This window comes from Rickettsia endosymbiont of Proechinophthirus fluctus, from assembly GCF_001602635.1.
In the GTDB taxonomy this organism is placed as follows: Bacteria; Pseudomonadota; Alphaproteobacteria; order Rickettsiales; family Rickettsiaceae; genus Rickettsia; species Rickettsia rickettsii.
Window position 1 is genome coordinate 163,142 of sequence record NZ_LECS01000001.1, and the last position, 20,080, is coordinate 183,221.

A 20,080-nucleotide genomic window follows, 5' to 3' on the forward strand; every position below is an offset into this window, starting at 1 on the left:
GTTATAAGTTCTTGTTTAATAAACAACCTGAATCAGTTGCAAATGATTTTGAAAAAGAATTAGCAGAATGTGATAGCTATAAAACAAAATCCGAATGATGCATATATTGGATATGGATTTAGACTAAGAATACTGGGATTTAGATTTCCTGAAAAATATGAGTTGGTCCTTGAAGTTTATAACAAAGCAATTGCACTAAACCCTAATCATTTTCAGGCTTATCTTAATAAAGGAGCGGTATTAATTCAGTTGGGAAATACGATTTAGCTTTAGAAGCTTATAATAAGGCAATCGAAGTAGATCCAAGTCATCCTTATGCTTATAACAATAAAGCATTAGACATGCAGAAGGCTAAATAATAGTCATAATTTATTATGACTATTATAACGTACATATTAATTTGGTCATTATTATTATAATATACACGTTATAATGGTCAAGCACTTATAACCTAGTTATCCTCTAGTGGTACCGGAATTCCTACTTTTGTAAGTTTAGCTCCTTTTGGCTTTTTAATTCCTGCAAATTTCTGTTCTTCTTGTTGTTTTCATAGTTTTTTCCTATTTTTGCAGCTTCTCTGCTACCTTTAAGAGCACTTTTTACAGGTTTTGTGTTAATATTCGTAACACCTTTTGAAGTCTTAATACTTCAAATCTTTATCAAAATATTTTACGTTTGTAGCAATACTTAAATGGTAAACTCCGCTACCTTTTTGTATAAACTGATTTTGATTTTGTAAAGCTTTACCTTATAAATCTAAGAATTTACCATCTTTACCAAAATCACCTACTTCTCCAACTTTTGTACCACTAAGATCATATGCGTAAAGTTTTTTTTCATGGAAATCTAGGTTGTTTAAAAAGTTCTCTATAGAATTCTTATCATTAGTAAAATTGCCTAATTCATGGGTGCCTATAATTTTCTCTTCTTTGCTTACTACTTTTTTCGTATTTTTAATAATTCCAAGATAGGCTAGAGCTTTTTTAAACTTACCCAAATTACGCTTTACCTCAACTTCTCCTATAACTAATTGCCCATCTATGGGGCTGTCTAGTTCATCTTTAAAATGAATTAATTTGGCATTTTACTCTATTTAAGTCAGTTTCTTCAGTTTGAAAATGTAGATGTTTTTTTCTGGCATAAATTCCTCCTTGAATAAATTGTGGTTTATTTTAAATGTAAAGGAGTAAATTAAATTTTTGCAAGAAGTTTTTATTGTTAGTTATTTCTCAATAAATAACAAATATTAAGAATTAAAACTACTGTGCCATCCAGCCGCCATCTATCAAGAGTCCACTACCTGTTATTGATGATGCTTTTTTATCACATAAGAATATTACTAAGTTTGCTATTTCATCAGCTTCTACAAATTTTTTCGTAGCTTGAGATTTAAGGATTACATCCCTTAACGCTGATTTTTCACTGATATGTCTAGCTTTAGCAGTATCTGCTATTTGATTCCTTACTAATGGTGTGTTGACGTAACCGGGACAGATAGCATTAACTATAATATTATTCTCAGCCACTTCTAAAGCAACGGTTTTGGTAAGTCCAAGGATACCGTACTTTACTGCTACATATGCCGACTTGAAAGGTGATGCGACATATGCATGAGCGGAAGCGATATTAACAATTCGCCTGAAGCCGTTTTTTCATAATCTGTATTGTATATTTTTTAGTATAGAAAGATGCTATTAAATCTATACGCAAAATTTGCTCCCATTTATCTTCAGGAAATTCATCGATAGGAGCAACATGCTGAATACCTGCATTATTTACTAATATGTCTATTTTACCGAATTCTTTTATTATCCTCTCAAACATAGAATGAATTTCATTAGGTTTTTCCAAATTTATTCCTTGATAAAATACAGCCCTTGCCCCAAATTCTTTTAATTCTGCTGAAATTGTGGCTACTTCATCTTCTTTTGCAAAACCGTTTTTGCAAAATGTTTTGTTATCTCAAGCCCGATACCGCTAGTAGAACCGGTAATAACTGCTACTTTGTCTTTCATTTTTATCTCCTTATAAAATATGTACTGTCATACCGTGGCTTGTACCAGCCAGCTAAATCGTCATTGCGAGCAGAGCCATAGGCTGTGTGGCAATCTCAGAACTTTGGCACTAGATTGCTTTGTCAATTACTTACGTAATTTCCTCGCAATGACAAGAAAATTAGAACCATGCAACAAAGCTGATCAAGTCACGGGATGACATATTTAATCAAGTAATATTTGTCTTTTATTTAAAAGTAACTTATATTAGATTACACTTAAAGAAATAATGTATAAATCTATGGAAATTGTTAATAGCGTTGATGCATCTGTATCTTGCCAGGGCAAAGAACCTCCATATGACCATCCGAAAGTTTATTTAGAGATAGATAAAAAAAAAAAAGAAGTTATCTGCCCATATTGTAGTAAGAAATTTAAACTAGTAACAAAATGACTATAAAATTTCTGTCAGAAAGTACTATCAACCGAATTGCTGCCGGTGAAGTTATAGAAAGGCCCGCATCGGTAGTAAAGGAATTAGTTGAAAATGCTGTTGATGCAAGTAGTACTAAAATAGATATTATTTTAGAACGTGCCGGTAAAAATCTAATCATTATTTCCGATGACGGTATCGGTATGACTGATAAGGAATTAGAAATTGCTGTTGAACGTCATACAACTTCTAAGTTTGATGAAAGCGATTTTCTAAATATTAATACTTTTGGTTTTAGGGGTGAAGCACTGCCGTCTATTGCTGCTATTAGCAAAATGCTAATTACTTCTAAAAAACGAGATGCCGACAAAGCATTTCAGATTAAGTTAATTGGTGGCAATGAAAAACAAGTTACTATTTCTGTTCATAATGAAGGTACTAAAATAGAGATACGTGATTTATTTTTTGCAACACCTGCACGTTTAAAATTTCTTAGAGCCGATAAAACAGAGCTTGCAGCAACTGTAGGTGTGGTTAAGAAAATCGCTCTAGCACATCCTAAAATTTCTTTTAGTTTAACACATGACGGCAAGAATTTATTAAAACTAAAGGGACAAAATAAAGATGCTGAAACTAACCTAAAACAGCGTATAATTGATGTAATAGGTGATGATTTTATAAAAAACGCCGCTTATATAGACTTCAAAACACCTGATTTCTCTATTTGCGGCTATACTAGTAGCCCGACATATAATAGAGCTTCAAGTGAAGATCAGTTTTTATTTATTAATAATAGACCAGTAAAAGATAAATTATTACAGGTAGCTTTAAGGGTAGCATATCAAGATTATTTGGCTCGTGATCATTATCCGATATGTGCTATATTCTTACAAATCGATCCGCAACTTGTTGACGTTAACGTACATCCGGCAAAAGCAGAGGTTAGGTTTCATGACCCGAATTATGTGCGAAACTTATTAATAGAAGCAATTAAAAATGCTTTAACAAATAAAAGCCATGTTACTTCTACTACTATCGCCTCTGATGCTCTTGAGTTATTTAAAAATCCTTTAGTTAACAAACAATCGCCAGTAAGTAAAGTTATAAACGTTAATAGTAAATCGGCAGATTATAGACCTACTACTCATTCTACACTTAATACAGTTCCTCAAAATCATGTTTGTCAAAAATTAATCGATACATTATCACATGCTAAAATAGAACAAGAAGTAGAAAATCGTATAGAACATGAACAGCAAACCCGTAAACAATATAAACTTGGGGCAGCTAAAGCACAACTTCATACGACTTATATTATTTCACAAACCGAAGATAGTATAGTGATTACCGACCAACATGCAGTACACAAACGTTTAGGGTATGAAAAAATAAAAGATTACCTTAAAACGGAAGAGTTAATCAAACAGCGTTTGCTTATTCCTGAGATAGTAGAACTGCCAAATGAAAAAAAAGCAGATTGTTTATATGACCATAGAGAAAAACTATATAAACTTGGTTTAACTCTAGAAAAATTTGGCGAAAAATCTATTATAGTAACTGAAATTCCACATATCCTTGGAGATGTAAACGTACAAAAGTTAATTCAGGATCTCGCCGATCATTTATCGGATTTTGGCAAGAATATAGCTTTGACAGAGTTAATCGAGCATGTAACGGAAACTTATACCTGTTATTACTCTATTAGAGCAGGACGAAAATTATCGGCAGATGAAATGAATGCCTTACTGCGTCAAATGGAAAATATGCCGCTTTCAGGTCAATGTAATCACGGCAGACCTACTTATATTGAGTTGAAGCTTAAGGATATCGAACGCTTATTTGGACGGTAACTCGTTTAATTTGAAAAATTGGTGTCATTGCGAACGACTGCAAGGAGTGCGGCAATCTCGGGAAATTAAAACTAGATTGCCACGCTCCTTGCAGTCGTTTGCAATGACGTATCTCTCTTTATTTTGCAATGCCTAGTTTTTACTTGACTATTTTTCAATTTCGTTTTATTCTGCTTTTCTTAGAAAAATAAAATAATATCTTGATTTAAGGTGTCAGCTAATGGCAAAGAAAAATAAAAATGTTTTGGTAAGGCTAGTAAGTACTGCCGGCACAGGTGTTTTTTGGGTAAAGAAACGTAATCCGAAGACCCAAACCGAGAAGCTTTCTTTTCGTAAGTATGATAAAGTAGTTAGAAAACATGTTCTTTTTAAAGAAGAAAAAATAAAATAATTGTAAGTAATATAATATGGCAGTAAAAATTCGTTTAGCTAGAGGCGGTGCTAAAAAGCGTCCTTTTTACCGTGTAGTAGTAGCTAACGCAACAGCACCTCGTGACGGTGACTTTTTAGAAAAAGTCGGAACTTATGATCCAATGCTTGCTTCAGATAATAGTGAGCGTGTTGTTTTAAAAAAAGATCGTATAGAATATTGGCTTGGCACCGGTGCTAAGCCAACTGAGCGAGTCGCAAAATTTATTGAGCAAGCGGGTGTTACTCTTCCTGAGAAAGTTAAAAAGGAAATGGAAGTGAAAGCAAAAAACCGTAAAGCTAGACTAAGTAAAAATGAAGCTAAAAAAGCTTAGTTTATAGTGTATTTTCATCATTGAGAGCAGGCATTGACTGTGTGGATCAATTCAGCCCCTGTCATCTCCCGCTATTTGATTGCGGGATTTAGTAAATTTGACTATTACAAGTTATTTTTCTAGATATTGTGGTCAAGCCACGGGTATGACAGCACATATCTCTTCTCTATAATCATATTAATATGCCGGATTAGCTCAGTGGTAGAGCAACCGCCTTGTAAGCGGTAGGTCATCAGTTCAAATCCGATATCCGGCACCATCAAAATTTTTCTTGTCATACTGGGACTATCTTTATATAGATACCAAATCGTCATTGCGAGCAGCCGTAGGCTGCGTGGCAATCTCATGAAATAATAACACACTTCCTGAGATTGCTTCGTCGAATTACTGTGTAATTATTCTCGCAATGACGATTTACCAATCCATGCAAGCAAGCTTTCACAATAATTATATAGAAAAAAACATACAATAGTGACATCCTTTAAAATTTTTATATATGATAGTAATCGATAAAACATCTTATAGAGCTGTGGGATTTGATAAACGTATTAAATTCCTAGTGCTACATTATACACAGTGTGATTTTAAGCAGTCTTTAGATTTTCTAACTGGTGAAAAGTTAAGTAGCCATTATTTAATAAACAATGAAAATCCTGAACATATATTTCAATTAGTAGAAGAGCGTGATAGAGCATGGCATGCTGGAGTAAGTTACTGGCAAGGTCATGAGCGTATTAATGATACATCAATCGGTATTGAAATCGTAAATCCTGCTTTTGAAGTAAATGCAAAAAACAATGATATAGTTTGGTTACCCTATTCGGAAAGGCAAATTAATAGTGTTATAAGTTTGTGTAAACAGATTATTGCTAGATATGATATTAGACCTACTAGAGTAGTTGGGCATTCTGATATTGCTCCAGGTAGAAAACAGGACCCTGGCCCGCTATTTCCTTGGAAACTATTATATGATAACGATATTGGAGCTTGGTATGATGAACAGGTGTTTAACAATCTATTGCCGCAAGTCGATATAACCGATATTGCAGCAATTCAGCAAAAATTTATTACATACGGTTATAAACTTGAAGTTACCGAAATTTTAGACTCTAAAATGAAAGATATTATAATTTCGTTTCAAATGCATTTTCGTCCTAGTAATTTTTCTGGCGATTTGGATGCTGAAACCATAGCAATTTTAGATGCATTAATATTGAAATATAAATCTGAATTAATATGATAAGATTTATAACTATACCGGATTTTGCGGATTATCAAGTTATTTTGAAATTAATGGAAGATTACGTTAACAAAGTAATTAGTGATCATGAGCCGGAAATTATTTATTTAGTTGAACATTCGGAAGTATATACAGCCGGTACTAATTATAAACAAGAAGAATTATTAAATTACGGTGATATTCCGGTAATTTACACAGGACGTGGCGGTAAATTTACTTTTCATGGACCAGGTCAGCGTGTTATTTATCCAATTCTTAATTTAGATTCACCAAATCGACACAAAGATTTAAAGCTATATATAAAAATGCTTGAAGAATGGATTATAAATAGCTTAAATTATTTTGGAATTAAAGCATATCTTATTAAAGATAAAGTAGGAATTTGGGTAAAAGTAAGGAAAGATGAATTTGCTAAAATTGCTGCAATAGGTGTTAGAGTAAGAAAATGGGTTACATATCACGGTGTAGCTATAAATATTTCAACAGATTTAAGTAAGTTTAGTGGGATTATTCCTTGTGGACTTGAAAATTCTTTAGTAACATCTTTAAATCAGTTAGGGATTCATGTTGAAATGTCTGAATTTGATAAAATTATTCAAACTGAATTTAATAAAATATTTAAATGATCAGAAAATTTCTACTCACAATTTTTGCTCTTTAGGTCGGTGGTTTTGGTTATTATTTATATTTAATAAATTCTTATAAGCTTAGTAGTAATACCACTAATGCAATAATAGTATTTGCAGGAGGAGGACATAAAATTGAAACCGGTATTGCTTGGCTTAAGGCAGGTTATGCACCTATATTAATTTTGTTAAAGGAACGTAATGTTATAGAACAGCAGGTAATATTTGCTCTGAATAAAATAATGTCTGAAGAAGATAATATTAAGAAAGTGGTTGATTTTATTGTAACTTACAATCTTACTTCAATAATTTTAGTAGAGCATAATTATAATATGCCTTTTATGCTGAATAAGCTTGAAAAAGCGATTCCTTCTTCTAATAATATCTATATAGTACCATATCCTGTTTTTTCCAAACAAAAATATGATGTCTTATTAAAATCCTATCATCGTTATTTAATGAATATACTCGTTTAATTTACTTCTTTGCTCTTTTCCAGTACAATATTTTAGAACGGCTACGCCAAATAATGCAGAAATTAAAGAGCCTATTATTATTGCAGCTCTCATAGAGTTTGAAGGGCAGCTGCTCTCAAACGTAAAATACTACCTATAAATAAACTTAGGGTAAATCCAATCCCTCCAAGTATAGCTATAGAATAAAATTTTAACCATGAAGTATCACTTGGTAAATTACAGAGTTTAAATTTTACAAATGGATATGAAAATAGCATAATACCTAATTGCTTACCTACAGATAAACCAAATATTATCCCATAAATTAAAGCAAGTATTGAGTTGGAACAAATGCCTTTAAATGCAAAATATTCTAAAAGGATACCGGAAATTCATAAATACAAAAAGCGGTAAAATAAAGTAATTTACAAAAGGATGAGTTAAGTTTTCAAGTTTTTTAAAAGAAGTGTTAAATTCTCCTTTTATATTAACAGGTATAAAAAGTGCTATAATGGCTCTGCATAAGGTATCGTGAATACCTGACTCCACCATACTAATCCATAATAATAAACCTACAATTATATAATAAAATAATTGTTTAACTTGTCGATAATTCAATATAAACAAGATGAATATAATTATAGAAGAAATTAATAATGCCAGAGTATTGTTTTAGCATAAAACAAAGCTAGTATAATTAACGCAAAAGCATCGTCAATTAATGAGAAACCTATAATAAAAGCTCGTAATTCTAAAGATATATGTCGGTTGAAAAAAGATAAAATACCAAGGACAAAAGCAGTATCAGTTGTGATAGGAATAGCCCATCCTTTTATTAATCCCGGTTTATCGTAATTAAAAAATATGTATATTAAGACAGGAATTATCACACCTCCAAGGGCTGCCGCTGCAGGTAATATTAGTTTTTTTATTTTTATGTTCACCTTCTACTAGGTGAAATTTTATCTCTAAACCTATTAATAAAAAGAAGAAAGTCATGAGACCGTCATTAACTAACTCTATAAAAGTTGTTTTTTGTACTTTTATAAGCTTGTATAATAAGTGTAAGAAGATATAATTATTAATTACAAAAAAATATCTAAGCAATTCTTATGTTAGCAGAATAGCAAACCGAATGGATTGAATGGATTATCAGCAATAACCTTGTAAATAAGGGATGGCATATAGATAATGATACTAAAAAGAATGTTTATTTCCAAAAACCAAAAACAGAACAGACAAGATTAAATGGAAAAAGACTGGATCATATCTTATATGAAAGTAATAATGATAAACCTATTGCAATAATAGAAGCAAAAAAGCAGGAGTGGATTTAAGGCAAGCTTTAGATCAAGCAACGGAATATACAAAATTGCTTGATGTACCTATAGTGTTCGCAATAAATGGAACTTACTGCGAAGCTCGTTTTTGTTGTTAATAATAAAGAGCTTATATTAAACGGTGATGAAGTAAGGGAATTACTACATGAAAAAGAATTATTATCTGCTTTTTTAGAAGCAAGCAGTAATGAAGTTTGGACTATACCGAAAGAAATTAAAGTATCACGTGAAGAATTAATATAGATATTTAAAAACTTGAATAATCTTTTAAGAAATGAAGGGCTCCGAGCAGAAATAGAAAGATTTAGCGAATTTGCAAATATATTATTCTTAAAATTATTAAGTGAAAACAATGAAAAATCCTGGTGGAATAATATCAAAGCACAATCAAATAATGATATTATCGGTTACATTAATAGCTATGTTATAGAACAAATTAAGAATAAATACGGTAGTGATGTTTTTACGCCTATTTCTCTAGGCAATTACATTACTCTCCGCCACATTATCGATGCAATTGATCCTCTTATTTTATCTACGATAGATACAGATATAAAAGGCGACGTATTCGAGTATTTCTTAGAAAAAACTACATCAACAGAAAAATGATTTAGGCGAATATTTTACACCGAGCAATATCGTTAAAACCATTATTAATTTGGTTGATCCTAAATTTAAAGAAACAATTTATGATCCTTTTTTGGTACTGGTGGGTTCTTAACTGAAGCTTTTAATTATATCAAAGAAAATAATATAATTAATACCGATGAAGATTTAGAAAAATTAAGATTTAATACATTATATGGGCGAGAGTTAACCAAAACCGCTAGAATCTAAGATGAATATGATTTTGCATGTTAACAGACAGAATTCAGCAAATAAATAGTCTTGAGAACCCTAATGATGTTAAACCCTTAACTGATCAGCAGTTAAAGTTTGATGTAATTGTTACTAATTGCCATTATTATTTTTTAAAATCTCAGCAAAATATAATATACCAAAAGCAAGCTGGATCAGGTCAACCTCACGTTTATTTGAAAAATTTAGAGGATTTACAAATTCCTATCCCGCCTCTTGAAGAACAGCAAAAAATGGTAACAGAGCTTGATAATAATCAAAGTAAGATTGACAACCTTAAAAACTATATAAAACAATTTGAAAACAAACTAAAAACCACATTAAATTCTCTTTGGCAATAATTGATGTACATTAACTACTTAAAAGATTTGATTAGTTTTAAGTCTGTAACTCCTAAGAGCGATGGGGCTATTGAGTATATTAATGATTTGCTTAAACAGCACGGCTTTAAGACCGAAATAAAAATATTCGGTGATTCTAAAAGTGAGCAAGTCACTAATCTTTATGCTGTTTTCGGTAGCAATGAGCCTAATATTTGCTTTGTTGGTCATGTAGATGTAGTGTTGGCAGGCAATCATGAGCTTTGGCATAATGCGAGTCCATTTAAAGTTAGCCAGCAAGATGGTAAGATATATGGCAGAGGTGCGGTGGATATGAAAGGGGCTATAGCGTGCTTTCTAGCTGCCAGTTTAGATTTTATAAAAAATAATACCGATTTTAAAGGTTCCATTAGTTTCTTACTTACTAGTGATGAAGAGGGAAAAGCAAAGCATGGTACTAAAGAAATGCTGCAATATATTTATGATCAAGGATATAAGATAAATTTTGCTATTGTCGGTGAACCTACTTGTGAAAAAGAAATAGGCGATGCAATTAAGATTGGCAGAAGAGGAAGTGTTAACTTTAAATTAAATATAGAAGGCTTAAGCGGGCATGTAGCTTATCCTCATAAAGCAAATAACCCATTGCCTTGCTTAATAATAATATTGAATGAGTTAACAAATATAAAACTTGATGAAGGTACTGAATTTTTTCAACGTTCAAATCTTGAAGTAACGAATATCGAGGTCAGTAATAATACTTCAAACGTAATTCCAGCAAGTACGAAAGCATCTTTCAATATACGTTTTAATAATTTACATAGTGCAGAAACTTTAGCAAAACAGGTAGAAGAAATTATTAAACAGCATTGTAAAGAATATAAAGTAGATTATAAGTTAGAATATAGTAGTTCTGCTGAAAGTTTTATTCAGAACCCTAGCGATAAAATAAAAGAATTTGCTAAAGTAGTAGAGCATACGCTTAAAATAAAGCCTGAATTCTCTACAAGCGGCGGTACGTCGGATGCAAGATTCGTCAAAAATTATTGTCCGTTAGTAGAGTTTGGTTTATTATCCGAAACGGCACATAAAATAAACGAATACACAAAAATTAGCGATTTACAAAAATTATATGATGTGTATTATAACTTTTTGATGGAAATGCTTTGATGTCATTCCTGCAGAGGCAGGAATGACATAGAATCCATGCAACAAGGCCGCCCTTTTACAGGAATGGCATTACCATACGCGGATGTGATGGAACTGGTAGACATGCAAGATTTAGGTTCTTGTGCCGTGAGGCGTGGGGGTTCAAGTCCCTTCATCCGTACCACTTAAATTTTCTCATAAAAAATAACATAAAATTTTTATGCAGCAATTTAGTATTTATCAAACAAGCGATGAATTGCTTCTAAAATCGATATTACTTCTGATAGAAAAATGCTATCACTCTGATCTTAAAAGCGTAATATTAACTGCAGATGCAGATCAACAAGAAATGCTCAATAAAAATCTTTGGACTTATTCACGTAAGCAATTTATACCTCACGGTAGTAAACTTGATCCGCAGCCTGAAAAACAGCCGATTTATATTACCGATGAGTTACAAAATCCTAATAATGCTAGTGTGCTTGTTATTATTTCGCCTACAGATATAGGAAAAATTTTACAAGCAAAAGAGTATATAAGAGTTTTCAAAAGGATAATTATAATAACTGATTTACCCGAAGATTTAAAAGAATTAACAGTTAAAATAAATAAATTTACCGAACAGGAAAACAAAATAGATTGTTTTACTCAAAATCCTCGTGGAGCTTGGAATAAAGTAGTCTAATAAATTTATATTCTTTTACGTACAAATAAATATAATCCGATCGTTAAAGCAATAACTAAATTGAAATAACAAGCAAAAATAAAATCTAGATTTTTTGAAGCAAAATTTTGTAATATAAAATGAATTGAAGTAACTAGCAATACTGTTAAGGCAGAAAATAATACCGGCATAAAAGTTGTTTTTTTGCTATAAGGATATCTCAAAAAAACTGCAAGTGCTACAAAAGGTAATACAAAATTGTATAAAGGCCAAATTATTCTTTGATGTGCTTCAGCAATTAATTTAATTTTTTTAGTAATAGCTAAATCATGAGGAGGAGCAAGTAATTCGCTTATATAATATTCGTTTGATTCTTTATTATGTTTAGTTCTTTGTGATACTAAAGGGTTATCATTTTGCAGTTTTATCATTAAAGAATCGAAAGTTAACTGAGTTAAATTACCGTTTACGTCATATTCTTGTCTTATGCCGTTATTAAGTTCAAAAATCGGGCTATTATCATATATATTAAGAGTACCTGAACCCGCAAATACTACTGATGGATTGTCAGCGTTGCGATTATCAAATATTATTACGCCGTTCATAATATTTCCTGCTGATTTTTTATCTATAAAAACAGTGATATCTTTCGTTACTTTATTAAAAGTTTTCTCTTCAATCATACTTGAGATATAATTATTCTTTATAAAGTTTAAACGTGATTTTAAGTTTATATGAGATAACGGCAGGATGTTAGAAGATATATAATAAGCAAGTAGCATAACTATTAATGCGACATATAAAGCAGGCAGTGCTAGCTGTACATTATTAACTCCTGAAGCTTGTAATATAATTAATTGTCGCTCGACTTTTAAATTATTATAGATATAGATCACGGTAATAACCGTTATTACTGGTAACAGAATAAATAATAAAGTAGGAAGTACTAAAACTATTAAACTGAAGAAGTCTATAACTTTTATACCTTTATCAAATAAATATAAAAGTTTTAATATTTGCGTTATCCATACTATACTAGTCACTGAAAAAGTAACGACTATAAGCAGCGGTAAGATATTTTTTATAAAGTATTTTCGGTATAGTAGCATAATGTTTGTTTGGTTTTTTGATGTCATTCTCGTTTTTAGCTAGGAGCGACATCAAACGCTTTTCAAAAACTGTCCAGTATTATGGATGGTTAGATGGTTTTTGGGGGAACTCGTTCCCAGTTCATTTCAAAATAATTAAAAACCAAGTATACTGTGTGAACCTAATTGTATTAACTCCAATGTATCAGCATCGGGTTTTCTATAAATTAATATTAAATCCGGTTTAATATGACAATCTCTACAATCTTTCCAATTACCTATAAGGGTATGATCTCTCATATGTATAGGTCATGTTATATCAGCAACCAAGTATCTAACTGCTTTCAGTAAAATATAATCCAAATTTATTCCACGTTTAAACAGTGCAGTACGTTTAATCGTTCTCATTTAAATCAGATAACAAATTATTGATATTACCAACATGAACTAATTTGCCGCTTCTTGCAGCTTTCATAGCTTTAATTGTTTCATCATTTGGGATACGTGGTTCAAACGGCAATGCTTTTTCACGAGCAACACGAAATAACAGCATACGAACAGCATCAGATAAAGTAAGTCCCATAGCAGCAAGCACTAAAGCTGCTTCTTCTTTCACGTCTTCATTAATACGGGCTCGCACAATAGAATCAGCAGACATAAAAATCTTCTTTCAATAATGTAGCTACATTGTAGCGTGCATATTAAAAACTTTCAAGATTAAAAAACAAGTTTTTTATATGTTTTTTCTTAATTACTGCCTCATTAATAGAAAATCCCCGATCTTTCTTATTATATGATTTGCAAAGATGCGATAAATTAACTTACCTATCAGTATTGTTATAAATGCAATAATAATGCCGTAGATTATATCACTTGGGTAATGCATAGCAAGGCTTATGCGAGATAAAGACACGAGCACAATAACACAAATCATTAAGATTTTTAATGGTAATTTTATATAATTCCAAGTAAAATACGTTACTAACACGCTAAGAGCTGCGTGGCTGCTTGGAAAGCTTGAAAAGCATCTTTCGTTTGCAGTATTTATTATGGTCATGAAATTATCTACAGGAAGACTGCAATAAGGGCGAGGGAAATTAACTGAAAATTTAAGAGCGGTAAAAATTAAACCGAATACCCCGTATATTATACCGATTTCAACTAACTTATTATAATTGTGCCAGAATTTATTTTGCCGCTTCTTATCATTTTTGGTTTTCTTTAATTGAATATAAAAATATATACAGTATAAAATATATATTAAAGCGAAATTAGCGATATTAAAACAAAACGAAATTATTTTAAAAAAATAAGGTATAAAGCCGATATTAGTAATTTTATTCAAAAATAAGAATATTTCTTGATTTAAGCCGCGAAAATTATACAAAACTTCAAACATTATTTTAAATATTTATGTTACAAGTAACAATACTTGGGTGTGGAGCATCTATAGGCGTACCGGTGATCGGGTGCGATTGTAGTACTTGCACATCTCCTTCAAAGTACAATAAAAGGACTAGATCAGCAATATATATTAACGATGAAAATAGTCAAATATTAGTTGATTTCGGTTTTGATATTAGAAATCAACTATTACGAGAAAAGATAAATAAGCTCAATTGTGCTATATTAACACATTATCATTCCGATCACGTTAACGGCATTGATGATTTACGAGTATTTACTTTTATGCAAGGCAAGCCATTTGAAATCTATACAGATCACGATAGTACGGCAAAGCTCCATACAAAATTTGATTATCTATTTAACAATAAGTTATTTAAGCTTGGACGACTGTTCACAACTCAATCTGTTAGTTTTTTTGATAAAATTAAGATTAATACTATCGAAATACAATTTTTTAGACAGCATCACGGTCCTATAGATAGCTTGGGCTTACGTATGGGTGATTTCGTTTATTCGCCCGATTTAATCGATTTTCCTCCTGAATCAGATAAATTTTTAAAAGATATAAAAATATGGATATTAGATTGTATGGATTATAAATCAAATCCGAATCATGCAGGGCTTGATAAAGTTCTAGAATGGCGTGAAAAATATAAACCTGAGCAGATATTATTAACCAATATGAGACACACGATAGATTATCATGAGATTACGAAAATGCTTCCAAATAACGTTAAGCCGCTTTATGACGGTTATAAATTTACGGTCTAGTTTATGATTATTTTAGAAAAAGTTTGTAAGCGTTATGGCAAGAATTACGCAATTAAGAATATTGATTTAAGTTTTACTACTAAGGAAACTACTGTAATAATCGGTCCTTCGGGAAGCGGTAAAACTACTCTGCTTAGAATTTTAAATAATTTAGAAGAACCAAGTAGTGGTACTTTTTTGGTAGACGGGAAGAAGCTACTACTTAAAAATAGAAGAAAGCTTCTTTTAAAAGTTGGTATGGTTTTTCAAAATTTTAATCTATTCCCGCATTTAACGGTAGGAGAAAACCTAATCTATACACCGGTAAATGTTTTAAATTTGCCAAAAGAACAGGCAATTTCTATGGCAAAGGAATTGCTTGCAAAATTTAAGCTAACGCAAAAATTTGACTCATATCCGGCAAGCCTATCAGGAGGGCAAAAGCAACGCACCGCAATAGCAAGGGCTTTAATGATGAAGCCGAAAATTTTGTTATTCGACGAACCAACTTCGGCACTCGATCCTGAAAATATTAAAGATGTTATAGAGAATATAAATTTATTAAAAGATCAAATGAGCATGGTAGTGGTCACGCACCATTTGAAGTTTGCAAAATTAATAGCGGATCGTGTTATTTTTATGGATCAAGGACAGATTTTAGCAAATCAGCCTGCCGAGGATTTTTTTAATAAACCGGCATCGCATCGAGCTAGGTTGTTTTTAGAGAATATCGGCGATTTAAGGTGATTTTCTTGATAAAGATAAAATGATAGCCTATAATTAGTATTAATTATAGGTATCCTCAATGAACTTAAAACACTGGCTACGTCGTCTAAATAAGTTCGCAGGTAGCCACGTATTAAGGATACGCTCCGCTCCTAGTCTTGTAGACTCCTTGCTCTTTTCCAAGTTGATCTTCGTATAACTTTCTTCGTTTACTTGGAGTCAATAATGGAACATATTTATGCAAATCTAGCAGTTAGTATATCAGAATTTAAGAAAAGCCCTACTGCATTATTGGATAAGGCAAGTGGTGAGCCTGTTGCCTTATTAAATCATAATAAACCAACTGTTTATCTAATTCCAGCTGAATTATATGAGCAAATTATTGAAGCTTTAGATGACTAATATTTATTAGAGCTTGCTACTATTAGATTAAAAGATAAAGAAAAGGCAATAGCGGTTAATTAGTATATAATTTGTTTAGAAAGCTAGATTCCTGCTTTCGCAGGAATGACATAGAATCAATAAATAATATCGCCATATGAATAAAAAGCTTATCCTATTTTTTAGTATAATGTTACTATTATTACATCGTACAGTTTTGGCATAGACATGAGTATAATGACCGCAAAAACTAAAAAACTTGAATTACAAGGAGGAGCAATTGCAATTTTATACAAAGGTGAAGTTATTTATAAAACAACTTTTGGAAATCAGAAAGGTAATAGTGGAGTTATTTATGGATAAAACTTTATTTCTTTTAGCATCGGTTTCAAAAGCTGTTTCAGCAACGGCAATTGCATTAATGGTAGATCAAGAAAGTTGAGATTTTGATGAAAAATTCAAATTACCATACCTAAAAATGCTATTAGTCTTAATAATATTTTAAGCCATACAACAGGTTATCAATTCTCAGGAAATATTGAAATTGAGCAACGTTGCTAAAAAAACAACAAGCTAGTTGTAAACCCGGGCAATGCTATAAGTATAGTAACATATTTTAGTTTACTTGAAGAAGCTTTAAATTGTAAAAAATCAAGTTTAAATGCTGTAATAGATAATTTGCGTACAACGCTTAAAACGCAAAATATACAAATATTACCGCTAGGGCCGAATGTACAACTTGCTTATCCGCATTCTAAAGCAATAATAGACGGACAGGAGGTAATAACATTGCTGCCGTTTCCGCATTATTATCCAAAGACGGTACCTGCATCTGTCGGTATTTTTGCATCGATAGATGGAATGATTGAAATATTCACACTTAGTTTTGGTTATAAACCGAATCTTATTGCTAAAAGTACTTTAGATCGTATGTGTAAAATAGTAAAATCAAACAAAGATGTTTTTGGATTTAAATGGTAACCGATTTGGCCTATTGATCAAAAAATGATTGAGTCATATTATGCTCTTGGATGGCATATTCTTAAACTAAAAGGATGCTCAAATAAGGATTTAATTTTTCACTCAGGCTATATAATTAACGGTATTAATTCTTTTATTGGCTTTATACCGTCAGAAGAACTTAGAATTATTATTCTAGTGAACCAAGAAGGTAGTTTTCCACTTAAAAATGGGCTGGGACTTTGGTTTGATTATATAGATTAAAATTTATATACTCAGATAGAACTTCGTATACCTATTCTTTATTTACTTGTAGTTATTATATGAATAAAAAACTCATAAAACTTATTTTTATCATTTGTAGCACCGTAATTGTAACCGGTTTATTATACAAATATATCAATCAACATTATCCAAAATTTTTTAAAGCACCACAAAATATAGGGAGTTTTTGTGCGTCATTATTAATATTATTTAGTATAATTTACAGTACTATTAGCCAAAATGAAATACGCAGATTTTGTTTGCAATTAGCAATATGGGCAGTAATTTTCTTAGTTATAATAATCGGTTATTCTTTTAGGTTTGAGCTGAACTACGCTTATCATAGAGTAATGTCTGCTTTAATTCCATCATATAAATGGTCTACTGAAGTCGGAGAAATTATTATAGCCCGTAGCAGAGACGGGCATTTTTATATCAATGCTTTTGTAAATAACGTTAAAATAAAATTTATGGTAGATACAGGGGCAAGTGATATAGCTTTAACTAAAGAAGATGCTCAAAAATTAGGCTTTGACTTAACTAAATTAAAATATACTAGAACTTATCTAACAGCTAACGGCGAAAATAAAGCCGCCCCTATAACCTTAAATAGTGTAGTAATCGGTAAGGAATTTAAGAACATCAAAGGACATGTAGGTCTTGGTGACCTTGATATTTCGCTTCTTGGTATGTCGCTACTTGAGCGTTTCAAAGGTTTCAGGATTGATAAGGATTTATTGATCTTGAATTATTAAACTTCTTGCATAACTTGCTTCTAAAGGCAATTTGTACGTCGATCCTAATCCCTAATCTTCACGTATATCTATATATGCTGCAGCGGCAAGTGCTTCCGTGTATCCTTTAAATTCCTCTCTATAAACTGCTTTGGAAAGATGTCTATTTTTTACAAATTTCCTTTTATTAAGAAATAGTTAAATTATTAATTATTTCTTGGCCTTTATATCAAAAAGTGCTAACATGCCTTTTTTAAATAAAAGGGGTTTTGTGTATAAATCTAAATATGACGAAATCAATTTGTTTAATGCTATTTACAATGAAGACATTAAGAAGATCAAAGAACTTGTCAATAATAAGATTATAATATTGATGTTGTTAAACTTTATCTACAAGATGCTTGTAATTTGAAAAATTTTTTAGAAACCGGTAAAAAAGAGCTAACAGAAGAGCAAAAAGAAAAATTAGAGCAAAAGTTAGATAAACTAAACGATATGATTACCCCTTCTCTTAAGGATAAAATAGGGATAAAACGCTATTGAAATATAAAGAAATATATAATGATAACAACAATGAAGAATATCAAATATTAAAAGAGAAACTTAAAGTTTTGCCTGAGATAGTGCAAACAGAGCTTAACGAGATGTTGGGGATAATACATCTTATTATGATGATATGTTGTGAATAAATATGGATACCAAATCGTCATGAGTTAAGCAACTAAAGACGTTGTTGCGTGGAGCAGTTTTTCTGTCATTGCGAGGAATTTTAGAATAGTAAATTGACGAAGCAATGGGAAGAATTCCTGAGATTGCCATGCTCACTAACGTTTGCGTGCAATAACGACTTGTATCTACTCAACATGATCTCTTTGCAAGAATGACATAAGAGCCGTGTTAAAACGGCATTTTAAAGCCTGGTGGTAATCTCATACCGTTTAAAGTTCCTGATAAAGAATTTTGAGAATCTTCATCACATTTTTGTTGAGCATCATTAAAGGCAACTTTAATTAAATCCTCAAGCATTTCTTTTTCTTCTGCTTTTAATAAAGATTCATCAATTGAAATCTTTTCAACTTCGCCTTTACCGGTTGCAATAACCTCAACAAGCCCGCCGCCGGCTTTACCGGTATATCTTGCATTTGCCATTTGCTCTTGAGCTTCTTGCATTTTCTTTTGCATTGATTGGGCTTGCTTTAAAAACTGATTAAAATTTACCATAATTCTATCCTATATATTTTTAGCTTTTAAGTAAAATATCCGAAATTGTTATATTTGGGAAATGTTTTTTAATTAAACCAAAATCGTTACTTGCTTCAATCTTACCAATTAACTGATTCTTTAAGGTTTGCTTGTTCTGCTCTTTTATTATTATTATCTCAAACTTTTCATTACTAAAAGCAGCTAACAAATCGTCTATTTGTCTTTTTATTTTGCTTGTAACTTCAAGACTTACGAACTCTAATCTATTATTACTGAGATTTTTAAGTTCCGTATGATTGAGCAGGAAATAATATATATCTATCTCATTATTTTTATATAAATATTCAAGAAAATCTACAATTTCAAAATTTTTTTTTATTTCCGGATTAATTGATTGATTTAAATTTTGATTATTACCGTCAAAATCTGTAAGCAAGGGTAGCGACGTCGAATATATAGATTTTATAACTAACATTTCCGTTTCTGTTAGTTGGTTATAGGAAATTTTTATTTCCCCTACTCCCTTATTATATATTTGCCATAAGATTGATAAGTGCGGCAAGCTGGTTTTATCTAATATGTTTTTAGTTCTATCATTAAATGATTCATATATAGGCAAACTATAATTAGGTAACATTTTTACTTTATTAAGATAAGCAATAAAATCTGATGCCGATTCTATAAAAATCTCAAGATTAACTGAAGAACCGTAAAGTTTATTTATTAAATTTATAGCTTTTTCCGTCTCTCTGTAGATAATATATTCGACAAATTCTATTATAACCGAACTATCGACAAGCCCAAGCATTTGATTAATTACTTGAGGACTAATTATATTGTCAGATTTTACCGACATACTAGCTGCTTGATCTAAAATAGAGACTGCATCACGTGC

Annotated in this window: 27 protein-coding genes, 2 tRNA genes and 6 pseudogenes; 24 read left to right on the plus strand and 11 right to left on the minus strand. The window is 31.3% G+C overall.

Annotated features, from left to right (window positions below; translation table 11 throughout):
• Positions 1 to 11 precede the first annotated feature (11 nt).
• Positions 12 to 350, plus strand: a pseudogene (locus BG75_RS10440) (tetratricopeptide repeat protein); the annotation flags it as partial.
• 398 nt (positions 351 to 748) lie between these two features.
• Here the strand turns inward: BG75_RS10440 and BG75_RS00830 are convergent.
• The 3 genes from BG75_RS00830 to BG75_RS09280 form a co-directional block, all read right to left on the minus strand.
• The gene (locus BG75_RS00830; RefSeq protein ID WP_062811085.1) at positions 749 to 997 is read right to left on the minus strand and encodes a hypothetical protein; all 249 of its coding nucleotides are present in this window, start codon (positions 995 to 997) and stop codon (positions 749 to 751) included.
• 262 nt (positions 998 to 1,259) lie between these two features.
• Positions 1,260 to 1,634: an SDR family oxidoreductase gene (locus BG75_RS09275; RefSeq protein ID WP_368072207.1), complete on the minus strand. Its 375-nt coding sequence runs from the start codon at positions 1,632 to 1,634 to the stop codon at positions 1,260 to 1,262.
• Complete coding sequence (locus BG75_RS09280; protein WP_062811087.1) at positions 1,627 to 1,908, minus strand: SDR family NAD(P)-dependent oxidoreductase; 282 nt, start codon at positions 1,906 to 1,908, stop codon at positions 1,627 to 1,629. Before BG75_RS09280 ends, BG75_RS09275 begins: the two co-directional genes overlap by 8 nt.
• A 375-nt stretch (positions 1,909 to 2,283) precedes the next feature.
• Between BG75_RS09280 and BG75_RS06825 the strand changes: the two genes are divergently transcribed.
• From BG75_RS06825 to BG75_RS00875, 8 genes and pseudogenes are all read left to right on the plus strand, one after another.
• Positions 2,284 to 2,448: a zinc-finger domain-containing protein gene (locus BG75_RS06825; RefSeq protein WP_010977913.1), complete on the plus strand. Its 165-nt coding sequence runs from the start codon at positions 2,284 to 2,286 to the stop codon at positions 2,446 to 2,448.
• Complete coding sequence (gene mutL / locus BG75_RS00845; RefSeq protein WP_062811088.1) at positions 2,445 to 4,277, plus strand: DNA mismatch repair endonuclease MutL; 1,833 nt, start codon at positions 2,445 to 2,447, stop codon at positions 4,275 to 4,277. Before BG75_RS06825 ends, mutL begins: the two co-directional genes overlap by 4 nt.
• 220 nt (positions 4,278 to 4,497) lie before the next feature.
• Complete coding sequence (gene rpmG, locus BG75_RS00850; protein WP_004997072.1) at positions 4,498 to 4,668, plus strand: 50S ribosomal protein L33; 171 nt, start codon at positions 4,498 to 4,500, stop codon at positions 4,666 to 4,668.
• Positions 4,669 to 4,684: 16 nt separating this feature from the next.
• The gene (gene rpsP / locus BG75_RS00855; RefSeq protein WP_062811089.1) at positions 4,685 to 5,020 is read left to right on the plus strand and encodes a 30S ribosomal protein S16; all 336 of its coding nucleotides are present in this window, start codon (positions 4,685 to 4,687) and stop codon (positions 5,018 to 5,020) included.
• A 184-nt stretch (positions 5,021 to 5,204) separates the two neighbouring features.
• Positions 5,205 to 5,279: transfer RNA gene (locus BG75_RS00860), tRNA-Thr, on the plus strand.
• 237 nt (positions 5,280 to 5,516) lie between these two features.
• Positions 5,517 to 6,260, plus strand: a complete 744-nt coding sequence (locus tag BG75_RS00865; protein ID WP_014365105.1) for an N-acetylmuramoyl-L-alanine amidase — start codon at positions 5,517 to 5,519, stop codon at positions 6,258 to 6,260.
• Positions 6,257 to 6,886: a lipoyl(octanoyl) transferase LipB gene (gene lipB, locus BG75_RS00870; protein ID WP_062811090.1), complete on the plus strand. Its 630-nt coding sequence runs from the start codon at positions 6,257 to 6,259 to the stop codon at positions 6,884 to 6,886. The genes BG75_RS00865 and lipB overlap by 4 nt, the downstream gene beginning before the upstream one ends.
• Positions 6,883 to 7,362 (plus strand): annotated as a pseudogene (locus BG75_RS00875) (YdcF family protein). The gene lipB and the pseudogene BG75_RS00875 overlap by 4 nt, the downstream one beginning before the upstream one ends.
• Before the next feature lie 89 nt (positions 7,363 to 7,451).
• Here BG75_RS00875 and BG75_RS10445 read toward each other — a convergent pair.
• Together BG75_RS10445 and BG75_RS08930 are read right to left on the minus strand one after the other, a co-directional pair.
• Positions 7,452 to 7,619: a Na+/H+ antiporter NhaA gene (locus tag BG75_RS10445; RefSeq protein WP_016926664.1), complete on the minus strand. Its 168-nt coding sequence runs from the start codon at positions 7,617 to 7,619 to the stop codon at positions 7,452 to 7,454.
• A gap of 79 nt (positions 7,620 to 7,698) precedes the next feature.
• Positions 7,699 to 8,340: pseudogene (locus BG75_RS08930) on the minus strand (Na+/H+ antiporter NhaA).
• 404 nt (positions 8,341 to 8,744) lie between these two features.
• On the opposite strand from BG75_RS08930, the gene BG75_RS09290 reads away from it, so the two are divergent.
• The 7 genes from BG75_RS09290 (at position 8,745) to BG75_RS00920 (ending at position 11,693) form a co-directional block, all read left to right on the plus strand.
• The gene (locus BG75_RS09290; protein WP_062811092.1) at positions 8,745 to 8,924 is read left to right on the plus strand and encodes a hypothetical protein; all 180 of its coding nucleotides are present in this window, start codon (positions 8,745 to 8,747) and stop codon (positions 8,922 to 8,924) included.
• Positions 8,925 to 8,936: 12 nt separating this feature from the next.
• Positions 8,937 to 9,290, plus strand: a complete 354-nt coding sequence (locus BG75_RS09295) for a type I restriction-modification system subunit M (RefSeq protein ID WP_062811093.1) — start codon at positions 8,937 to 8,939, stop codon at positions 9,288 to 9,290.
• Positions 9,291 to 9,318: 28 nt separating this feature from the next.
• Positions 9,319 to 9,402, plus strand: a complete 84-nt coding sequence (locus tag BG75_RS09300; protein ID WP_252903568.1) for a hypothetical protein — start codon at positions 9,319 to 9,321, stop codon at positions 9,400 to 9,402.
• A gap of 133 nt (positions 9,403 to 9,535) precedes the next feature.
• On the plus strand, positions 9,536 to 9,880 hold the full coding sequence (locus BG75_RS00905; RefSeq protein ID WP_252903547.1) for a restriction endonuclease subunit S: 345 nt from the start codon (positions 9,536 to 9,538) through the stop codon (positions 9,878 to 9,880).
• A 3-nt stretch (positions 9,881 to 9,883) separates the two neighbouring features.
• Positions 9,884 to 11,029 (plus strand): succinyl-diaminopimelate desuccinylase, encoded by a 1,146-nt coding sequence (gene dapE, locus BG75_RS00910; protein WP_062811094.1) that lies wholly within the window; start codon positions 9,884 to 9,886, stop codon positions 11,027 to 11,029.
• Between the two features lie 78 nt (positions 11,030 to 11,107).
• Positions 11,108 to 11,192 (plus strand) — tRNA-Leu (locus BG75_RS00915).
• A gap of 36 nt (positions 11,193 to 11,228) precedes the next feature.
• Positions 11,229 to 11,693, plus strand: a complete 465-nt coding sequence (locus BG75_RS00920) for a DNA polymerase III subunit chi (protein ID WP_012151453.1) — start codon at positions 11,229 to 11,231, stop codon at positions 11,691 to 11,693.
• A gap of 5 nt (positions 11,694 to 11,698) precedes the next feature.
• Here BG75_RS00920 and BG75_RS00925 read toward each other — a convergent pair whose 3' ends face one another.
• The 4 genes and pseudogenes from BG75_RS00925 to BG75_RS00940 form a co-directional block, all read right to left on the minus strand.
• On the minus strand, positions 11,699 to 12,781 hold the full coding sequence (locus tag BG75_RS00925; protein WP_062811095.1) for an LptF/LptG family permease: 1,083 nt from the start codon (positions 12,779 to 12,781) through the stop codon (positions 11,699 to 11,701).
• A 135-nt stretch (positions 12,782 to 12,916) separates the two neighbouring features.
• Positions 12,917 to 13,168 (minus strand): annotated as a pseudogene (locus BG75_RS10450) (type II toxin-antitoxin system YafQ family toxin).
• A complete protein-coding gene (locus tag BG75_RS00935; protein WP_062811097.1) occupies positions 13,155 to 13,418 on the minus strand; it encodes a type II toxin-antitoxin system RelB/DinJ family antitoxin in 264 nt (87 codons plus the stop codon). Before BG75_RS00935 ends, BG75_RS10450 begins: the two are co-directional and overlap by 14 nt.
• A gap of 93 nt (positions 13,419 to 13,511) precedes the next feature.
• Positions 13,512 to 14,159 carry a phosphatase PAP2 family protein gene (locus tag BG75_RS00940; protein WP_062811098.1) on the minus strand — a complete coding sequence of 216 codons (648 nt, stop codon included), beginning with the start codon at positions 14,157 to 14,159 and terminating at the stop codon, positions 13,512 to 13,514.
• A gap of 14 nt (positions 14,160 to 14,173) precedes the next feature.
• Between BG75_RS00940 and BG75_RS00945 the strand changes: the two genes are divergently transcribed.
• The 8 genes and pseudogenes from BG75_RS00945 (at position 14,174) to BG75_RS10300 (ending at position 18,525) form a co-directional block, all read left to right on the plus strand.
• Positions 14,174 to 14,938, plus strand: a complete 765-nt coding sequence (locus BG75_RS00945) for an MBL fold metallo-hydrolase (RefSeq protein WP_062811099.1) — start codon at positions 14,174 to 14,176, stop codon at positions 14,936 to 14,938.
• Between the two features lie 3 nt (positions 14,939 to 14,941).
• A complete protein-coding gene (locus tag BG75_RS00950; protein WP_010977895.1) occupies positions 14,942 to 15,664 on the plus strand; it encodes an amino acid ABC transporter ATP-binding protein in 723 nt (240 codons plus the stop codon).
• Between the two features lie 204 nt (positions 15,665 to 15,868).
• A pseudogene (locus BG75_RS00955) lies at positions 15,869 to 16,108 on the plus strand (type II toxin-antitoxin system Phd/YefM family antitoxin).
• A gap of 196 nt (positions 16,109 to 16,304) precedes the next feature.
• The gene (locus BG75_RS08935; protein ID WP_217284864.1) at positions 16,305 to 16,466 is read left to right on the plus strand and encodes a hypothetical protein; all 162 of its coding nucleotides are present in this window, start codon (positions 16,305 to 16,307) and stop codon (positions 16,464 to 16,466) included.
• Positions 16,467 to 16,702: 236 nt separating this feature from the next.
• Complete coding sequence (locus BG75_RS09310) at positions 16,703 to 17,005, plus strand: hypothetical protein (RefSeq protein ID WP_252903548.1); 303 nt, start codon at positions 16,703 to 16,705, stop codon at positions 17,003 to 17,005.
• Positions 17,006 to 17,029: 24 nt separating this feature from the next.
• On the plus strand, positions 17,030 to 17,248 hold the full coding sequence (locus BG75_RS00970; RefSeq protein ID WP_062811100.1) for a serine hydrolase: 219 nt from the start codon (positions 17,030 to 17,032) through the stop codon (positions 17,246 to 17,248).
• 59 nt (positions 17,249 to 17,307) lie between these two features.
• Positions 17,308 to 18,003 (plus strand): TIGR02281 family clan AA aspartic protease, encoded by a 696-nt coding sequence (locus tag BG75_RS00975; protein ID WP_062811101.1) that lies wholly within the window; start codon positions 17,308 to 17,310, stop codon positions 18,001 to 18,003.
• A gap of 387 nt (positions 18,004 to 18,390) precedes the next feature.
• A complete protein-coding gene (locus BG75_RS10300; protein WP_014365091.1) occupies positions 18,391 to 18,525 on the plus strand; it encodes a hypothetical protein in 135 nt (44 codons plus the stop codon).
• A 354-nt stretch (positions 18,526 to 18,879) separates the two neighbouring features.
• Here BG75_RS10300 and BG75_RS00980 read toward each other — a convergent pair whose 3' ends face one another.
• Positions 18,880 to 19,203: a YbaB/EbfC family nucleoid-associated protein gene (locus tag BG75_RS00980; RefSeq protein ID WP_062811102.1), complete on the minus strand. Its 324-nt coding sequence runs from the start codon at positions 19,201 to 19,203 to the stop codon at positions 18,880 to 18,882.
• Positions 19,204 to 19,222: 19 nt separating this feature from the next.
• Positions 19,223 to 20,080: pseudogene (locus tag BG75_RS09315) on the minus strand (DNA polymerase III subunit gamma/tau); the annotation flags it as partial.